Consider the following 17,120-nt stretch of genomic DNA (forward strand, 5'->3'; position numbering starts at 1 on the left):
GCCAACATAGAACGGTAAGCCGTCGCTTACTAGCGGGCCGGTGGCTCAGAAGAGCGTCGGGTTCTCCGGCTCGATGCCGCGCAGCGCCTGGTAGTCGAGCGTGACGCACTCGATGCCGCGGTCGGCCGCCAGCACCCTGGCCTGAGGCTTGATCTCCTGGGCGGCGAACACCCCGCGCACCGGGGCCAGCAGCGGGTCGCGGTTGAGCAGCTCCAGGTAGCGGGTGAGCTGCTCGACGCCGTCGATCTCGCCACGGCGCTTGATCTCGACCGCCACCGTCGCGCTCTTGGCGTCGCGGCACAGGATGTCGACGGGGCCGATCGCCGTCATGTATTCACGCCGGATGAGCGTGTAGCCCTCGCCGAGAGTGGTGATGTGCTCGGCGAGCAGCTCCTGCAGGTGGGCCTCGACGCCGTCCTTGATCAGCCCAGGGTCGACGCCCAGCTCGTGGGAGGAGTCGTGGAGGATCTCGGCCATCGTCAGGACCAGCTTCTCGCCGGTCTTGCCGTGGGTGACGGTCCAGGTCTCGCCGTCCTCCTTGAGCTTGCACGGCGGGTTCATCCAGTTGAGCGGCTTGAAGGCGCGGTCGTCCGCATGGATCGACACGCTCCCGTCCGCCTTGATGAGCACGAGCCTCGGCGCCATCGGGAGATGTGCCGTGAGCCGTCCGATGTAGTCGACGCTGCATCGCGCGATGACCAGCCGCATGAGAGTCCACCCTAGCGGCTCTGTAAAACTACAAGCATGGCGTTTGAAATGGTGGGAGTGGTCGGGCTCGGCACGATGGGTGCCGGGATCGCGGAAGTGTTCGCCCGGGGCGGGCTGCGGGTCATCGGGGTGGAGGCCGACGCCGACGCGCTCGCCCGCGGCCGGGGCCACCTGGAGAGATCGACGCAGCGCGCGGTCGACCGGGGCAAGCTGGCGGCCGGTGACCGCGACGAGGTCCTGGGCCGGATCACGCTCACCACCTCCCGCGAGGACCTGCGCGAGGCGGACCTGGTGGTCGAGGCCATCCCCGAGGTGCTCGGCTACAAGACGGCGCTGATGAACGACCTCGACGGGATCTGCAAGCCGGAGACGGTGCTGGCCACCAACACCTCCTCGCTGTCGGTCACCGCGATCGCCGCCGCCACCGGGCGGCCGGGCCGGGTGGTGGGCCTCCACTTCTTCAACCCGGCGCCGGTCATGCGGCTGGCCGAGGTGGTGCGCACGGTCGTGACCGACGACGACGTGGTGCCGGCGATGCGCGAGCTGGCCGTACGGCTCGGCAAGACGGCGGTGGTCGTCGGCGACCGCGCCGGGTTCGTGGTGAACCGGCTGCTCCTGCCGTACCTCAACCACGCCGCCGTGCTGATGGAGCAGGGCGTGGCCGGGCGCGACGACATCGACGCGGCGATGCGCGACGGCGCGGGGCTGCCGATGGGCCCGTTCCAACTGCTCGACCTGATCGGGCTCGACACCGCCTACGAGATCATGGGCGTGCTGTTCGACGAGACCCGCGACCGCCGCCACGCGCCCGCGCCGGTGCTGCGCGAGCTGGTCTCGGCGCGGCTGCTGGGGCGCAAGAGCGGGCGCGGCTTCTACGGCGACGAGCCCCGGCCGCACGAGCCCGCCAAGTCCTCGGTGATCACGTTCGACGTCGCCGGGCAGGGCGGCGACGAGCTGGCCGAGCGGCTGGGCACCGCCGGGTTCAAGCGGTCGGCGGAGCCCGACGTGCTGCTCCGGATGGCCGACCGGCCGGTGATCGAGCACGCCGTCCAGCTGTCCGACCCGTCGCGGCTGGTCGGTGTCCACGTGGTGGGCGGCCGGGTGGCCGAGGTCGTCTCCACGGTCCTCACCTCCCCGGAGGCGGCCTTCGCGGCCGCCGACCTGATGAAGGTGATCGGGCTGGCCCCGGTGGCCTGCAAGGACCGGGCCGGGTTCGTGGTGGACGCGCTGCTCTACCCGTATCTCAACGACGCCGTGCGGATGTACGAGTCGGGCTACGCCTCGATCGACGAGATCGACTCGGCCATGCGGCTCGGCTGCGGCTACCCCGCCGGGCCGTTCGAGACGCTGGAGTCCGTCGGCCTGGACGTGGTGCGCGACGGGCTGCGGGCGCTGTACGCGGAGTACCGCGAGCCGGCGTTCGCCCCCGCGCCGCTGCTCGACCAGCTCGTCACGGCGGGCGTGCGCACCTTCCCGCGGCCATGAGCCCGCGCCGCGCCCGGCGCAAGGAGCCCGCCCGGCCTCCCGTCTTCCCTCGCAGCTCCGACCGGGTGGAGGAGTGGCCGGACGGTGAGTGGAAAGTACGCTCACTCACCGGCGGGACCTCCACCAAGGACTACCGCTGTCCCGGCTGCGACCAGGAGATCCGGGGCGGCCAGCCGCACCTGGTCACCTGGCCCGACTGGCCGGGCGGCGAGGACGAGCGCCGCCACTGGCATCCGGTGTGCTGGCGCAAGAGACTGGACCGCGGCCCGGGCCGCAGCCGCTACTGACCGACTCGACCCCGATGGACGAAGGAGCGACGTGGAAATTCGCGCGGCGACCGTGCTGCCCGCCCGGCGTGAGCCGATCGAGCTGCACACCGGCGACGGCCTGACCCTGGTGGGCGAGCTCGCCCTGCCCGAGGACCGGCCGCCGGCGGCGACCCTGGTGATGCTGCACCCGCTGCCGACCCACGGCGGCTTCATGGACAGCCATGTCTACAAGAAGGCCGCCAACCGCCTGCCCGCGCTGGCCGATCTGGCGGTGCTGCGCTTCAACACCCGCGGCACCTCCTCCGACCGGGGCACCTCCGAGGGCACGTTCGACGGCGGCGAGGACGAGCGGTTCGACGTGGCGGCGGCGCTGGAGTACGCCGAGTTCCACGACCTGCCCAGGGTCTGGGTGGTCGGCTGGTCGTTCGGCAGCGAGCTGGCGCTCAAGTGGGGGCACGACCCGCTGGTCGAAGGCGCCATCCTGCTGTCCCCGCCGCTGCACAGGGCCAACGAGACCGACCTCGACGCCTGGGCGCGGTTCGGCCGGCCGCTGGTCGCGCTGGTGCCCGAGTTCGACGACTACCTGCGCCCCGACGAGGCCAGGCGCCGCTTCGCGCGGGTGCCGCAGGCCGAGGTGGTCGGCGTCGAGGGCGCCAAGCACCTGTGGGTGGGCGAGCCGTACGTGCGCGTCGTGCTGAACGAGATCGTCCGCCGCGTCGTCCCCGACCGTCACCCCCTCCCCACCGAGGTGTGACCGCCATAGAATCTCGTTCGGTCCGTACGGAGGAGGCAACATGGGCGCGTTCGCTCTCGACGGCAAGAAGGCTCTGGTCACCGGGGCGTCCAAGGGCATCGGCAAGGCGATCGCGCTCGCGTACGCCGAGGCGGGCGCCGACGTGGCGCTGACCGCGCGGTCGGCCGACGCGCTGGCCGAGGTGGCCAAGGAGATCCAGGCGCGCGGCCGCGAGGCCGTGGTCATCCCCGCCGACCTGACCGACAGGGACACCGCCGCCGCCGTCGTGCGCGAGGCCGTCGCCGGGCTCGGCCACCTCGACGTGGTGGTCAACAACGCGGGCGGGTCCAACTTCCTGGTCGAGTTCAAGGACCTGCGGCTGGCCGGCTGGGACAAGATCATGCGGCTCAACCTCGACTCCGCCATGGCCGTCTGCCACGCCGCCGCGCCCCACCTGCTCGGCCGCGGCAGCGGGTCCGTGATCAACATCGCCTCCGCGGCCGCGCTCGGCGCGCCCTTCCTGGCCCCGTACGCGGCCGCCAAGGCCGGTCTGGTGGCCCTGACCAAGACGCTGGCCCTGGAATGGGCGTCGGCGGGGGTACGGGTCAACGCGCTGTGCCCCGGCTGGACCGCCACCGACCTCAACCGCAACCTGTGGGACGACGAGAGCGGCGGACAGGCGACGGTGGCGAACGTGCCGATGCGCCGCTGGGCCACGGTGGAGGAGATCGCCCAGCCGGCCGTGTTCCTGGCCAGTGAGGCCTCGTCCTACATGACCGGCCAGATGATGATCGTCGACGGCGGCCTCACCACCGCCTGACGAACCGGACGGACCATTCACCGCATATCGGCACCGGCTGTGGAGTGATTGTCGCGGGGAACCGGGCTACCGTGAGGTCCGTGCAGCTCTACACGAGAACAGCCGGGACCGGGCTCCCGGTCGTACTGCTCCACGCGTTCCCGCTCTCGTCGGCCATGTGGCTGGCCCAGCGGGAGGGGCTGGCCAGGGCGTGCCGGGTGATCACCCCCGACCTGCGCGGCTTCGGCGGATCGCGGCTCGGCGACGACGAGCCGTCACTCGACCTCATGGCCGACGACGTTGCCAGGGTGCTCGACGGGGAAGGCGTCGAGCGGGCGGTCATCGGAGGGTTGTCGATGGGCGGTTACGTGACCATGGCGTTCTGCCGCCGCCACCCCGACCGCGTGCTGGGCGTCATCCTGGCCGCCACCAAGGCGAGCCCCGACGCCGCGCCCGCCCGCGACAACCGCGAGCGCATCGCCCAGGCGGTGCTCGCCGACGGCAGTGGCGTACTGGTCGAGGAGGTGCTGCCTGGCCTGATCGGGACCACCACCAAGCAGCGCAGGGCCATGGTGTTCGGCCGGGTCAAGGGGCTGGTGCAGTCGGCGCCGCCCAAGGCCGTGGCCTGGGCGCAGCGCGCGATGGCCGCGCGGCCCGACTCCCTCGACACGCTGGCCGCGCTCAAGGTGCCCGCGCTGGTGCTGGTGGGCGACGAGGACGAGCTGGCGCCGCCGGCGGACGCCCGGGCCATGGCCGGAGCGGTGCAGGACGGCCGGCTGGAGATCATCTCCAAGGCCGGTCATCTGATCGCCGTCGAGCAGCCCGAGGCGTTCAACGCCGCTGTCGAGCGCTTCCTCAGCTCTGAGCTTGCCGGGGTATCACGATCTCACGAATGATCAGGGCGATCGCGGCGGCCACCGGGATGGCCAGCAGCGCGCCCACGATGCCGAGCAGCGTGCCGCCCACCAGGGCGGCGATCACGGTCACCGCCGGGGTCACGTCGACCGAGCGTTTCATCACCTTCGGGTAGATGACGTAGTTCTCGATCTGCTGGTAGATCACGAAGAAGATCGCGCAGGCGATGCCGGCGGGGAGCGAGCCGAGCAGCGCGACACCGGTCACCACCACGGCCCCGATCGTGGCGCCCACCAGCGGGATCAGGTCGGTCAGGGCCACCACGAGGGAGAGCGCGAGCGCGTACTCCACGCCCAGGATCGACAGGAAGATCCACGTCAGCACGCCGGCGATGAGCGAGATGAGGATGTTGCCGGCGACGTAGCCGCCGATGCCGCCCAGGATCTCCTCGGCGATCGCCCCGGTGCGGTCGCGGCGCGAGGCGGGGACCAGCTTGAGCAGGTAGGCCTTGATCGTGTGCAGCGAGCCGAGGAAGTAGAGCATGAGCACCAGCAGCGTCACCGTGGTGAACAGGCCGTCGATCACCACCAGCCCGGCTCCCACCACGCCGGTGGCCAGCGACGGTCCGAGCGTGCTCGTGACGAACGTGGCCAGCTGCGGCAGGATCTGGTAGTCGGCGTCGAGCTCGCGCAGCGTCGGGTGGCTGCTCAGCTCGCGGATGTAGCCGGGCACGGCCGCCACGAAGTCGGCGAGCTCCCGGCTGACCGGCGGCACCACGGCCAGGCCGAACAGCACGAACGCCACGATCACCGCGGCGAACACGGACGTGATCGCCCACCGCCTGGCCAGGCCGCGCCGCTGCAGCGCCTCAACCGCCGGGTTGAGCCCCACGGCCAGGAACATCGCCACCACGATCATGATGATCACGCTCAGCGAGCTGACGACCATCTGCGCGATCGCGATGGCGGTGAGCACGCCGAGCCCGCCGGTCAGCCCGAACAGGAATGGGCCCCGGGCCAGCGGCTTCCCCGGCATCCCGTACGAACCCAGCGAGATCCCCGCGGGGACGTCGCCGGGGATGACGGTGCGCGCGCCCTGCTCCGCGCGCGGGGGACGCGGGGTGGCCTGAGCGTGATCTCCGGACCCGGCCGGCGCGGCCGTCCTGGCCCCGTCCGTGAGGGCGGAGGGCGGGTCCGCGGGAGGCTCCGGGCTCGGGAGGGAGTCCGCTCCGGCGGGCTCGGCTGCTGCGGTCACGGGGTCTCCTGCACGAGGGGGGCGCACAACGAGAGAGAGCCTAGCGACCTTGGTCGCCAGGCTCTCTCCGGTTATGCGATCGATCCCCGTGCAGCCGGCCCGGGACGCCCCTCGTGCCGGCCTACTCCTGCCACCACTCGGCGTCGTCGTCGGACTTGCTCGCGGCCTTGGCGGGAGCCGCCGGGGCGGCCACCGGGGCCGGGTGGTCGTCGACCGACGCGGCGGCGATGGCCGGCTTCGGCGGGGCCGCGGTGACGGCGGGGTCGGGGTCGAGGCCCGGCAGCGCCGCGCCGCCGAGCAGCTGGCGCAGCTGGGCGAGGTGGCTGGTGATGCTGTCGCGCTGGCGGGTCAGCTCGTCGACCTGGCGCTGCATCGAGGTGCGGGTGCGCTCGGCTTCGTTCTTCGCCTCGGTGACGATGGTCTCGGCGCTGCTCTTGGCCTCGGCGACGATCTGCTCGGAGTTCTTGCGCGCGTTGGCGACCAGCTGCTTGGCGTGCAGGTCGGCCTCGCGGCGGGTCTGCTCGGCCTGCTGGGTCGCCTTCGTGGCCCGGGACTCGGCGGTGGCGGCGCGCTGCTCCGCCTCGGCCACCAGCTTCTGCGTCGCGGCCTGGGTGGCGGCGTGGCGCTCGGCCTCCTGGCGCTCCGCCTCCTCGCGCCGGGCGGCGAGCTGGATCTCGAACTCGGCCTCGTCCTGCGCCCGCTTGGCCTCGGACTCCTCCAGCACCCGCTGAGCCTGCGCGCGCATCTCGTCGGCCTGCCGCTTGGCGGTGGTCAGGACCTCGTCGCGCTCGCGCTTGGTCGAGGCTCGCAGCTGGGCGACCTCGCGCTCGGTGGTGGTGCGCAGCTTGGCGATCTCGCGCTCGGCGTCGGCCCGCTTCTCCGCGACCTCGTGGTCGGCGGTGGCGCGGAGCTTGGCCACCTCGCGCTCGGTGGTCGCCGTCAGCTCGTCGGACTCGCGGCGGGCGGTCGAGCGGATCTCCTCGGCGTCGCGCTCGGCGCTGGTGCGCATCTCCTCGCTCTCGCGCGTCGCCTGCGCCCGCTTCTCGGCCGCCTCGGCCTCCGCGGCGGCACGCAGGTCGGCCGCCTCGACCTTGGCCGCGGCCTTGATCTCGTTGGCCTCGGACCTGGCCGCCTGGACGAGCTCCGTGGCCTGTTCTTCCGCCAGGCGGAGCAGCTGTTCGATACGGGCGCCGAGACCGGAGTAGGTGGGCCGCTCCTGCTCCTGCAGCTGGCGCTGGGAGTCGGAGAGCTCGCGCTGCAAGGACGTGGTCTGCTCGCGAGCCTGGCGCAACTCGGCGTCGAGCTGCTTCAGGTGGTCGTGGACCTGATGCCGGTCGTAACCTCGGAGCACCACGTCGAACTCGCGGGCTGGTGCGTCCTCGAAGAAGTTGTTGAGCTGGGCGTCGATGTCGGACTGCATGGAGGCTCGATCCTGGGTTGTCGAGACGGCTACACGGGCCGGACGGGGGGTTCGGGGCATCCGAGCCTGGAGCCCGTGCCTCGGGGCAGGCTCCATGTCCGGTGGAAGGCCAGCGTACTCCGCCGATGCCGAGTACGAAGCCCCGTCCGGGTTTCTGCGTGACTAGTTACTTATGAACGATTTTTGCGTTTGCTAGCCCTTGGCCGCTTGCACCAACTCGGTCAGCATTCCTCCCACGTCCTTGGGGTGCAGAAACGCGATCCGGGAGTCCATGGAACCGTGACGGGGGCGCTCGTCGAGCAGCCGGACGCCCTTGTCGCCGATCTTGGACATCGCCTCCGCGACGTCCGGGACGCCGAACGCCACGTGGTGCACTCCCTCACCCCTCTTGGCGAGGAATTTCCCCACGGGGGAGTCGGGCGAGAGCGGTTCGAGCAGCTGGATGTAGGAGCCGCCGCCGTCGGCGTCGGCGATGCGCAGCATGGCCTCCTTCACCCCCTGCTCCTCGTTGACCTCGCGGGCGACCACCTCCAGCTCGAACAGTTCAGAGAAGAGCGCGATCTTCTCTTCGAGGTCGTTGCACGCGATCCCGATGTGGTCGATGCGCATGAACATGTGGGCCACCTCCATAGCGAACACCCTGCTACCGATAGGTATGGTGTCAAAGAGCTCCCCTCGTGTGCACAGGAGGCCCCGCATGTCTGGTTCCGTCATCGTCGCCGGAGCGCGTACCCCCATCGGAAAACTGCTCGGCTCGCTGTCCGGCCTGAGGGCGGTGGACCTGGGCGCCATCGCGGTCAAGGCCGCGCTGGACCGTGCCGGGGTGGCGCCGGAGGCCGTCGAGTACGTGATCCTGGGCCAGGTGCTGCAGGCCGGGTCGGGTCAGCTCCCCTCCCGCCAGGCGGCGGTCAAGGCGGGCATCCCGATGACGGTCCCGTCCATCACGATCAACAAGGTGTGCCTGTCGGGCCTGGACGCCATCGCCATGGCCGACCAGCTCATCCGCGCGGGCGAGTTCGACATCGTGGTCGCGGGCGGCATGGAGTCGATGACCAACGCCCCGCACCTGCTGCCCGGCATGCGCAAGGGGGTCAAGTACGGAAGCGCCGAGATCCTCGACTCGATGGCCCATGACGGCCTGTTCTGCGCGTTCGACCAGTGCGCGATGGGCGAGTCGACCGAGCGCTACAACACGCGGCTGGGCATCGGCCGCGAGGAGCAGGACGCCGTGTCGGCCCGCTCCCACCAGCTCGCCGCCGCGGCGGCCAAGAACGGCGCGTTCGAGCCGGAGATCGTGCCGGTGGAGATCCCGCAGCGGCGCGGCGAGCCGCTGGTGGTCAAGGACGACGAGGGCGTGCGCGGCGACACCACTGCCGAGACGCTGGCCAGGCTGCGGCCCGCGTTCGCGGCCGACGGCACCATCACGGCCGGCTCGGCGTCGCAGATCTCCGACGGCGCCTGCGCGGTGGTGGTGATGTCCAAGGCCAAGGCCGAGGAGCTGGGCCTGGAGTGGCTGGCCGAGATCGGCCGCCACGGCAACGTCGCGGGCCCCGACTCCTCCCTGCAGTCGCAGCCGGCCAACGCCATCAAGCACGCCCTGGCCAAGCAAGGGCTGAGCCCGCAGGACCTGGACCTGATCGAGATCAACGAGGCGTTCGCCAGCGTGGTGATCCAGTCGGTCAAGGAGCTGGGCGTGCCGATGGACATCGTGAACGTCAACGGCGGCGGCATCGCGCTCGGCCACCCCATCGGCGCGTCCGGCGCCCGCATCGTGCTCACCCTCGCCCACGAGCTGAAGCGGCGCGGCGGCGGCGTCGGCGCCGCGGCCCTGTGCGGCGGCGGCGGCCAGGGTGACGCGCTGATCATCAGCGTGCCGAAGAACGCGTAACACCCGCGCGCCCGCTCCCCGAACCCAGGGGAGCGGGCGCGCCGGTGCGTGTCGCTAGGGGGGGAGATGCGCCCGGCCGCGAGGGAGGGTGCGGCCGGGCGTCCTTGGCATGGTCATGACTCGCGCAGCAGGCCGAAGAGGGAGCGGTGACGGCGCTCGGGCTTGCGCGCCCTGGCCGCCGCGCGGGCCAGCCGTCGCTCGGCGGCCTCCTGGCGCAGCTCGCGCGCCCGATGCTGCATGACGGTGTACTCGAACTCGGCGTTCATGAGAGTGCTCCTCGTGGTCGTTTCTCCGCACTCTCAAGATTCGTCCTAAGGCCCGTGGCGGCACATCGGGCGGATGCCTTATCTCCCGGCCTCAGCCGTGGCCGGCCCGCGTCTAAGGGTGCCTAGGGCTCGTCCGCGAACTTGACCGTGACCTTGGTGAAGCCGAGCGACTTCAGCATGCCCTCCAGCATGGTCCGGGTGTTGGCGTCGGCCCGGGCCCGCAGGTCGCTGGAGGCGGCCGCCTCGGCGATCTTGCGTTCGGCGAGCACGTACAGCTCCCGCTGGTCGGCCGGAGAGCCGGACAGGAAGTCCTCCACCCGGTCGAACAGCCCCCGCCGCTGGGCGAAGACGTAGGAGCGCTCGTTGTCCAGGTTGGGCTTCTCCAACTGGGCGCGGGGGAGGGTGACCGTGACCGCGGTGCGGTCCTCCGACACGGTCAGCGCGTCGCCGGCCAGGCCGGCGAAGTCGACGTACGCGTCCACGCCGCCGGCGCCGACGAAGAGGGTGCGGGTGCCCTTGACCGCGTCAGGCAGGAAGTTGGCGTCCTTCTCCAGGTCGACCACGACCTGGAAGGTGCCCGTCGCGGCCTCGAACCTGCTCAGGTCCTTGATCGATTCGAGCAGCACCGGCTGGCTGCGGTCGACGGTCTGCGTGCCCATGGGATTGAGCCAGGACCAGGCCAGCCGCCCGGCCACCACCAGCAGGACCGCCACGACCAGCAGCCCCGCCACATATCGCCACGTGCGGCGCCGGCGAGGAGAGACCGCCGAGGGCGCCGTCTGCGAAGTCGTCATGCCCCCTGACTACCCCCGGATCGATCATCTGTGCCACCCATGAGGTGACATCTCCGGTCCCCAGTTCGGCGAGGGGTGCCCGCTCGGGTCAGGGTAGACCGGGTAGACCTGCGGGGCGCTCTCCTGGTGCACCTGCGTGGCCACCGGGGTGGCGGCCTGGGGCGGAGTGCCGGCCGGGCCGCCGCCGAAGTGGGTGGCCGACAGCTTGCAGGCCTGGAAGTCGCTGAAGAACATGCGCAGCCACTCGCGGCGCTGGTGCTCGTTCAGTCCGGAGAACCAGGCGGCGGCGTACTCGTGCTCCAGCAGCGGCCCCCCGGGCAGCGGCTCGCCGCGCAGCCAGGCCGTCACGATCTCGCGGTAGCCGTCGGCCGGCCTGCCGGGACACCGGGCGGCCAGGGCCTCGACGTACTCGTGCACGGCCTCCTCGGCGAACCCCGCCGACAGGTCCGGCACGTGGATCGGCGCCAGCCCGTTCGAGGGCTTGAGCGGGTCGTCCAGCGGCCGCTGCTCCACCCGGGTGAACGCGGCGGGCGTCTCGGCCAGGCGGGAGGCGATCTCGGTGAAGGCGGCGCCGAGCTCGGTCAGCCCGCCCCGCATGCCGGGATGGACGCAGACCGTGATGGGCCACTCCTGACAGCTGTAGGCGATGTCCTGGGCGGCCGCGGGCCGCGGCTCGCCGAGCACCCGCGCCACGCCCGTGCCGGCCGCCAGCACCGCCAGCAGCGCGAAGGCCAGCACCACGGCCTGCCGGGTGACCAGCGCGGCCCAGCCCAGCAGCAGCGCCCCGGTCACGCCGAGCAGCCAGATGATCTGGTTGACGAAGACGGTGCCGCTCAGCCCCTGGAACAGGTCGTACGGCTCGCCCGTACCGGGTGCGAGACGGTCGGCCCAGCCGTCGCCGTCGGCGACCCAGCTGAACAGGGCGTAGCAGCCCAGCCCGGCCAGCGGCGCGGTCGGCGCGTACGGCAGGACCCAGCCGGCCACCCACCCGATCACCGAGTAGAGGGCCAGCCCCGCCATGCCCATGCCCAGGCCCGTCAGGCTGAGCCGGCCCGCCTGCTCGGTGAGCACCGTCTTGACGGCCAGCACCAGCACGGTCGCGGCGAAGGAGCCCAGCACCACCAGCACGATCGCCAGCGGCGCCTTCAGCGCGCGCCAGGTCGTCAGCGGCAGGTCGCGCGAGGCCCGGCGCTTGCGCAGGGCCACCCAGGCGGCGAAGGCGGCGGCGACGGGCCCGGTCAGCCTGAGCGAGCCGATGACCGCCGCCACGATGTTCTCCCACGCGTCCACGCCGGGGATCAGGACGCTCCACGCCGCGACCAGGCCGAGCGCGAGCAATACGGCCACCGTGACGGCCGCGCCCTGCTTCAGCTCCTCGCGTGAAACGCCCCCGTGCTCACGCACGCGTCATCCCAATGAAGTTCATCAAAAGCACCCCCCGTGCCCCGTCGGCGACAGGGGGAGCCGGCAGTCCGGCCGGTCCCCACACGGCTGATGGACTTGGCTCCCCCGTCACCATTCGATGCGAGAACCATAACGGAGCGTGATGAAGGACGCCCGGATTCTTGGCCAAGCGGAGAATGCGATTGCGCTCCGTAAGCAGACGAAACTGGACGAGCAGCGCGCTAACGTATCTGCGTGTCGCAGCCCAAGCCGCTCAACCTGCCGTTCGACCCCATCGACCGTGCCGCGGAGACCTGGCGCGATCACTTCGGGCCCTCGTCCGCCATGGCCGCCGTCACGTCGATCATGAGAGCCCACCAGATCCTGCTGTCCCAGCTCGACTCGCTGCTGAAGCCGTACGACCTGACCTTCGCCCGCTACGAGGCCCTGGTGCTGCTGACCTTCAGCAAGACCGGGGCGCTGCCGCTGTGGAAGATCGGCGAACGGCTGATGGTCCACCCGACGAGCGTCACGAACACCGTCGGCCGGCTGGAGAGGTCCGGGCTGGTGCGCCGCCTGCCCAACCCGCGCGACGGCCGGGGCGTGCTCGCCGAGATCACCGAGGCCGGTCGCGACGTCGTGCGGCGCGCCACGGGCGATCTCATGACCGCCGAGTTCGGCCTGGGCATGTACGCCGAGAGCGAGCTTGGCCGGATGTTCGACCTGCTGCGCACGTTGCGGGTGGCGGCGGGTGACTTCTCGGTCCCCCCGATGGGGCAAGATGAGGAGCATGGCGGACTTCTCTAGGCCCGGATCGCTCTACGGAGCGGTCGATCTGGGCGCACGTAAGCAGGCTCTGGAGGCGCAGGCCCGGCGGGAGACCGGTGGTGCCCAGGCAGCCTCATCGGCCTCGGTCGTCGACGTGACCGAGGAGACGTTCACCACCGACGTCATCGACCGCTCGATGAGCGTGCCCGTCGTGCTCGACCTGTGGTCGCCGCGGGCGCCCGGCAGCGCCCAGCTCAGCCCGGTGCTGGAGAAGGTCGTCGGCGACCTGGGCGGCAGGGCCGTGCTCGCCAAGGTCAACGTCGACGGCAGCCCGCAGATCGCGCAGGCGCTGCGCGTGCAGGCCGTGCCGACCGTCCTGGCGATCTTCCAGGGGCAGGCCGTCACCGGGTTCCAGCAGGTGCTGCCCGAGCCGGAGGTGCGCCGCTGGCTCGACGAGCTGATGGCCGCCGTGGAGCAGTTCTACCAGGCCAACCCGGGGGCCAGGCCGCCCGCCGAGGGGCCGGGCGAGCCGGAGGCGCCGCCTGCCGACCCCGACCTGGTCGCCGCCGAGCAGGCCATCGACCAGGGCGACCTCGACGCCGCCGCGGCCGCCTACGAGCGACTGCTCGCCCGCGTGCCCGGCGACGAGGACGCCAGGATGGGGCTCGCCGGCGTCAGGCTGATCAAGCGCACGTCCGACGCCGACCCGGACGACGTGCAGCGCCGCCTGCAGGACCCCGCCGACATCGACGCGCACCTTCTGGCCGCCGACCTGGAGATGCTGTCCGGCTCCGTCGACCAGGCGTTCGAGCGGATCATCGCGGTGGTCAAGCGCACCTCCGGCGACGACCGCGACAAGGCCCGCGTCCACCTGCTGGGCCTGTTCGAGACGCTGCCCGCCGAGGACCCGTCCCTGGCGAAAGCCCGGCGAGCGCTCGCGAGCGCCCTGTTCTAACCTGAAGGTGTGCGAGTCGTCACAATTTCGGCGACCTACGGCACCGCCGGCCACCAGGTGGGCCCGGCCGTCGCCGAACGGCTGGGCGTGCCCTTCGTCGACCGGGCGATCCCCGGCGCCGTCGCCGGAGAGCTGGGCTGCACCCTCGAGGAGGCCCTGACCTACGACGACCGCGCCGAGCACGGCCTCGGCCGCCTGCTGTCGGGGACACTGCGGCTGCCGACCGTGACGTTCGGCGGCGTCGACATGTACGTCCCGGGCCCGCTGCCGCACGCGCCGGAGGAGTTCGTCCGGCGCACCGAGCAGGTGCTCCGCGACACCGCCCGCACCCAGGGCGGCGTCTTCCTGGGCAGGGCGGGGGCGATCGTGCTCGCCGATCTGCCCGGGGCGCTGCACGTACGGCTCGACGCACCGCTGGAGCGGCGGGTCCGTCAGGCGGCCCGGCTGGGCGCGACGACCGAGCGGGAGGCCCGCAAGGTCATCGAGGACAACGACCGCGCCAGGAACGCCTACGTCCGCCACTTCTACCGCGCGGACCCGTCCGATTGCTGCCTGTATCACCTGGTGATCGACAGCACCGTGCTCCCGGTGCCGGTGTGCGCCGACATGATCGTCATGGCGGCCGAGGCGCTGGCTTGACCCGAACACCCCTAACATGGGAGCACTTCATGGGCAGGCGCGAAGGAGCGATTGACGTGGCGACCGTCCCCAGTGTGTCGTACTCCATCACCGTGCGGCTGGAGGTGCCGGCCGGGGGCAAGGCCGTCAGCCAGCTCACCCACGCCGTAGAGTCGGCGGGGGGCGTCGTGACCGCCCTCGACGTCACCAACGCCGGCCACGAGAAGCTCCGGATCGACGTCACCTGCGCGGCCCGCGACACCGACCACGCCCAGGCCATCGTCGACCAGCTCGAAGCCGTCGAGAGCGTGGTCATCCACAAGGTCTCCGACCGGACCTTCCTCATGCACCTCGGCGGCAAGATCGAGATGCAGTCGAAGGTGCCGCTGCGCAACCGTGACGAGCTGTCCATGGCCTACACGCCGGGCGTGGCGCGGGTGTCCATGGCGATCGCCCGCAACAAGGAGGACGCGCGCCGCCTCACCATCAAGCGCAACACCGTCGCCGTCGTCACCGACGGCTCGGCCGTGCTCGGGCTGGGCAACATCGGGCCGGAGGCGGCGCTGCCGGTGATGGAGGGCAAGGCGGCGCTGTTCAAGCGGTTCGCCGGCATCGACGCCTGGCCCATCTGCCTCGACACCCAGGACGTCGACGAGATCGTCCGGACCGTCCAGCTCCTCGCCCCCGGCTTCGGCGGCATCAACCTCGAAGACATCGGCGCCCCGCGCTGCTTCGAGGTGGAGCGGCGGCTGCGCGAGCTGCTCGACATCCCGGTCTTCCACGACGACCAGCACGGCACCGCCATCTGCGTGCTGGCCGCGCTCACCAACGCCCTGCGCGTGGTCGACAAGAAGCTGGAGGACGTGCGCATCACCATGGCGGGCGCGGGCGCGGCGGGCAACGCGGTGCTGCGGCTGCTGCTGGCGGCGGGCGCGCGCAACGTGATCGTCTGCGACTACCGCGGCGCCGTCTGCCGCACCCGCGACGACCTCGACGACTCGCTGCGCTGGATCGCCGAGCACACCAACGCCGAGGGCTACTCCGGCGACCTGCGCGGCGCGGTCAAGGGCGCCGACGTCTTCGTGGGCGTGTCGGCGCCGGGCATCCTCACCGGTGACGACATCGCCGCCATGGCGCCGGGCGCCGTGGTGTTCGCGCTGGCCAACCCCGAGCCCGAGGTGTCGCCCGACGAGGCCCGCGAGCACTGCGCGGTGGTGGCCACCGGGCGCTCCGACTACCCCAACCAGATCAACAACGTGCTGGCGTTCCCCGGCGTCTTCCGCGGTCTGCTCGACGCGCAGGCCACCGAGGTCACGGAGGAGATGCTCCTGGCCGCGGCCCGCGCCCTCGCCGCCGTGGTGACGACGGAGGAGCTGGGGCCCAACTACATCATCCCGAGCGTCTTCCACCCGGACGTGGCGGGCGCGGTCGCGGCGGCGGTCCGCGAGTCGGCGGGCGGCCGCGCCCGCGGCTTCACCGAGGCCTGACCCTTCCGCGGGTCCTCCCGGGCCGGGCCGCGGATCCTCACGGGTCCGGGCGCGGCCCCTTCCCGTGCCCGCGAACGTGTCTCGCCCGCGGGCGGCGGCCATCGCTCGCCCTCCCGGGCGGGTCGGTCATGCCCGTCCGGCGGCGCTCTCATCGAGTACGCGCCCATGCCCTGGTGAAGTAGAGCGAAAGGAGAGTCGATGGAATCAGGGTCCCGCTTGGCGGGAACGGTCCGTCCTGGCGGACGCACGGCGAAGGTCCGCGCGGCGGTGCTCCAGGCCACCCAGGACGAGCTCGCCGAACGCGGCTTCCACCGCCTGACCATGGACCAGGTGGCCAGCAGGGCGGGCATCGGCAAGACGACCATCTACCGGCGCTGGGGCACCCGCGTCCGCCTTGTCACCGATCTCATGAGGGAGCTGGCCGAGCGGTCCCTGCCGCCCCCCGGCGCGGGCTCGGTCGAGGACGTGCTCATGGCCAGCGCCAGGTCCGTGCTGGAGTCGCTCACCGACCCGCACCTCGGCGTCACCCTCCAGGCGGTCATCGCGGCCGCCGTCTCCGACGAGGAGGCGGCCGGCGCGCTGCGCGCCTTCTACGACCGGCGCATCGGGGAATGGGCCCGGTTCGTGGACGCCGCGGTCGAGCGCGGCGAACTGCCGCCGGGCACCGACGGGGCGGAGCTGATCCGCGCCGTCTCGGCGCCCCTCTACTACCGGCTGATGGTCGTCAGGCACCCCCTGGACGAGACGACGGCCGCCCGGTCGGTCGCCCGCGCCCTGGTCGCCGCCAGGGCGGGCGCGTTCGTGCCCACCTGAGGCTCAGCGCTCGAAGGGTGAGCCGGAGCGCGGCCAGAGGGACCCGTACCACCACACGACGCCGCCGGTGAGGATCAACCCGCCCGCCGTCGCCAGCTTGGCCACCAGGTCGAGCGGCGGGCCGGTCATCGGCAGCCGGTGACCCCACGGACAGTCGTTGCGCACCCGGGTGGAGTCGATCAGCGTGTCGGCCGCCGACCCGCTCACCGAGTACGCCTCGATCTCCGCGCTGCTGCCCTGGCGTACCTTCACCGTACGGGTGATCGCCTTTCTGGCCGGGATGGAGCCCGACGCCACGGTCGCCGAGTCGGCGCGCAGGTCGAAGCGGGTGAGCTGGCGGGTCTGGTTGCGCAGCGTGACCCGTACCGTGTTCGCGCGGCAGCCGATCCGGTCCACCGACATCGTGAACGGGTCACCGGGGTCGGGGCCCGGCCAGGCGCAGGCCGTCGCCGGCAGGAGGAAGACCACGAAGGCGGGCAGGGCGGCGAGGGCGAGGCGGGCGCGCATGCGATGGCTCCTCCAGGCACGGGCGAACGTGACACATTTTCGTCCCGCATCGTGCCCATATCGCTACGTTGAGTAACATGCGGCGGCTGTAGGCGCGAAGAGCCCCCTTCCTCCTTCA

Annotated in this window: 19 protein-coding genes; 11 read left to right on the forward strand and 8 right to left on the reverse strand. The window is 71.9% G+C overall.

What is annotated here, in order from left to right; all coding sequences use genetic code 11:
- Window positions 1-45: 45 nt before the first annotated feature.
- Complete coding sequence (gene nucS, locus AB0K05_RS03770) at window positions 46-708, reverse strand: endonuclease NucS (protein ID WP_148033900.1); 663 nt, start codon at window positions 706-708, stop codon at window positions 46-48.
- Between the two features lie 36 nt (window positions 709-744).
- Here nucS and AB0K05_RS03775 point away from each other — a divergent pair, with 36 nt between their 5' ends.
- The 5 genes from AB0K05_RS03775 to AB0K05_RS03795 all read left to right on the forward strand — a co-directional run bounded on the left by AB0K05_RS03775 (window position 745) and on the right by AB0K05_RS03795 (window position 4,890).
- Window positions 745-2,193, forward strand: coding sequence for a 3-hydroxyacyl-CoA dehydrogenase NAD-binding domain-containing protein (locus AB0K05_RS03775; protein WP_364226365.1), 1,449 nt, complete (start codon window positions 745-747; stop codon window positions 2,191-2,193).
- Window positions 2,190-2,480: an ATP/GTP-binding protein gene (locus AB0K05_RS03780; protein WP_148033898.1), complete on the forward strand. Its 291-nt coding sequence runs from the start codon at window positions 2,190-2,192 to the stop codon at window positions 2,478-2,480. Before AB0K05_RS03775 ends, AB0K05_RS03780 begins: the two co-directional genes overlap by 4 nt.
- Before the next feature lie 31 nt (window positions 2,481-2,511).
- Window positions 2,512-3,216 carry an alpha/beta fold hydrolase gene (locus tag AB0K05_RS03785; protein WP_148033897.1) on the forward strand — a complete coding sequence of 235 codons (705 nt, stop codon included), beginning with the start codon at window positions 2,512-2,514 and terminating at the stop codon, window positions 3,214-3,216.
- 40 nt (window positions 3,217-3,256) lie between these two features.
- Entirely contained in the window at window positions 3,257-4,015 is a 759-nt protein-coding gene (locus AB0K05_RS03790; protein WP_219551072.1) for an SDR family NAD(P)-dependent oxidoreductase, read from the forward strand.
- Between the two features lie 80 nt (window positions 4,016-4,095).
- Window positions 4,096-4,890 (forward strand): alpha/beta fold hydrolase, encoded by a 795-nt coding sequence (locus AB0K05_RS03795; RefSeq protein WP_364226370.1) that lies wholly within the window; start codon window positions 4,096-4,098, stop codon window positions 4,888-4,890.
- Here AB0K05_RS03795 and AB0K05_RS03800 read toward each other — a convergent pair.
- The 3 genes from AB0K05_RS03800 to mce form a co-directional block, all read right to left on the reverse strand.
- Window positions 4,850-6,103 carry an AI-2E family transporter gene (locus tag AB0K05_RS03800; RefSeq protein ID WP_148033894.1) on the reverse strand — a complete coding sequence of 418 codons (1,254 nt, stop codon included), beginning with the start codon at window positions 6,101-6,103 and terminating at the stop codon, window positions 4,850-4,852. The genes AB0K05_RS03795 and AB0K05_RS03800 overlap by 41 nt on opposite strands.
- A 121-nt stretch (window positions 6,104-6,224) precedes the next feature.
- Window positions 6,225-7,523: a DivIVA domain-containing protein gene (locus AB0K05_RS03805; protein WP_364226373.1), complete on the reverse strand. Its 1,299-nt coding sequence runs from the start codon at window positions 7,521-7,523 to the stop codon at window positions 6,225-6,227.
- Window positions 7,524-7,715: 192 nt separating this feature from the next.
- The gene (gene mce / locus AB0K05_RS03810; RefSeq protein ID WP_148034891.1) at window positions 7,716-8,138 is read right to left on the reverse strand and encodes a methylmalonyl-CoA epimerase; all 423 of its coding nucleotides are present in this window, start codon (window positions 8,136-8,138) and stop codon (window positions 7,716-7,718) included.
- Window positions 8,139-8,220: 82 nt separating this feature from the next.
- On the opposite strand from mce, the gene AB0K05_RS03815 reads away from it, so the two are divergent.
- Window positions 8,221-9,411, forward strand: a complete 1,191-nt coding sequence (locus AB0K05_RS03815) for an acetyl-CoA C-acetyltransferase (RefSeq protein ID WP_219551082.1) — start codon at window positions 8,221-8,223, stop codon at window positions 9,409-9,411.
- Between the two features lie 113 nt (window positions 9,412-9,524).
- Here the strand turns inward: AB0K05_RS03815 and AB0K05_RS03820 are convergent, their stop codons facing one another.
- From AB0K05_RS03820 to AB0K05_RS03830, 3 genes are all read right to left on the reverse strand, one after another.
- The gene (locus AB0K05_RS03820) at window positions 9,525-9,677 is read right to left on the reverse strand and encodes a hypothetical protein (RefSeq protein ID WP_187281349.1); all 153 of its coding nucleotides are present in this window, start codon (window positions 9,675-9,677) and stop codon (window positions 9,525-9,527) included.
- Window positions 9,678-9,799: 122 nt separating this feature from the next.
- Window positions 9,800-10,471, reverse strand: a complete 672-nt coding sequence (locus tag AB0K05_RS03825; RefSeq protein WP_148033891.1) for a DUF4230 domain-containing protein — start codon at window positions 10,469-10,471, stop codon at window positions 9,800-9,802.
- A 24-nt stretch (window positions 10,472-10,495) separates the two neighbouring features.
- Window positions 10,496-11,875: a hypothetical protein gene (locus tag AB0K05_RS03830; RefSeq protein WP_148033890.1), complete on the reverse strand. Its 1,380-nt coding sequence runs from the start codon at window positions 11,873-11,875 to the stop codon at window positions 10,496-10,498.
- 234 nt (window positions 11,876-12,109) lie between these two features.
- Between AB0K05_RS03830 and AB0K05_RS03835 the strand changes: the two genes are divergently transcribed.
- From AB0K05_RS03835 to AB0K05_RS03855, 5 genes are all read left to right on the forward strand, one after another.
- Window positions 12,110-12,661, forward strand: a complete 552-nt coding sequence (locus tag AB0K05_RS03835) for a MarR family transcriptional regulator (RefSeq protein WP_148033889.1) — start codon at window positions 12,110-12,112, stop codon at window positions 12,659-12,661.
- Entirely contained in the window at window positions 12,645-13,577 is a 933-nt protein-coding gene (locus AB0K05_RS03840) for a tetratricopeptide repeat protein (protein ID WP_364226379.1), read from the forward strand. Before AB0K05_RS03835 ends, AB0K05_RS03840 begins: the two co-directional genes overlap by 17 nt.
- A 9-nt stretch (window positions 13,578-13,586) precedes the next feature.
- Window positions 13,587-14,216: a cytidylate kinase-like family protein gene (locus AB0K05_RS03845; RefSeq protein ID WP_219551088.1), complete on the forward strand. Its 630-nt coding sequence runs from the start codon at window positions 13,587-13,589 to the stop codon at window positions 14,214-14,216.
- A gap of 56 nt (window positions 14,217-14,272) precedes the next feature.
- Entirely contained in the window at window positions 14,273-15,682 is a 1,410-nt protein-coding gene (locus tag AB0K05_RS03850) for an NAD-dependent malic enzyme (RefSeq protein ID WP_148033886.1), read from the forward strand.
- Between the two features lie 198 nt (window positions 15,683-15,880).
- A complete protein-coding gene (locus AB0K05_RS03855; RefSeq protein WP_364226383.1) occupies window positions 15,881-16,495 on the forward strand; it encodes a TetR/AcrR family transcriptional regulator in 615 nt (204 codons plus the stop codon).
- Between the two features lie 3 nt (window positions 16,496-16,498).
- Here the strand turns inward: AB0K05_RS03855 and AB0K05_RS03860 are convergent, their stop codons facing one another.
- Window positions 16,499-17,002 carry a hypothetical protein gene (locus tag AB0K05_RS03860; RefSeq protein WP_271279918.1) on the reverse strand — a complete coding sequence of 168 codons (504 nt, stop codon included), beginning with the start codon at window positions 17,000-17,002 and terminating at the stop codon, window positions 16,499-16,501.
- Window positions 17,003-17,120 lie beyond the last annotated feature (118 nt).

It is taken from the genome of Nonomuraea sp. NPDC049486, assembly GCF_040676925.1.
GTDB classification, from domain to species: domain Bacteria; phylum Actinomycetota; class Actinomycetes; order Streptosporangiales; family Streptosporangiaceae; genus Nonomuraea; species Nonomuraea ferruginea.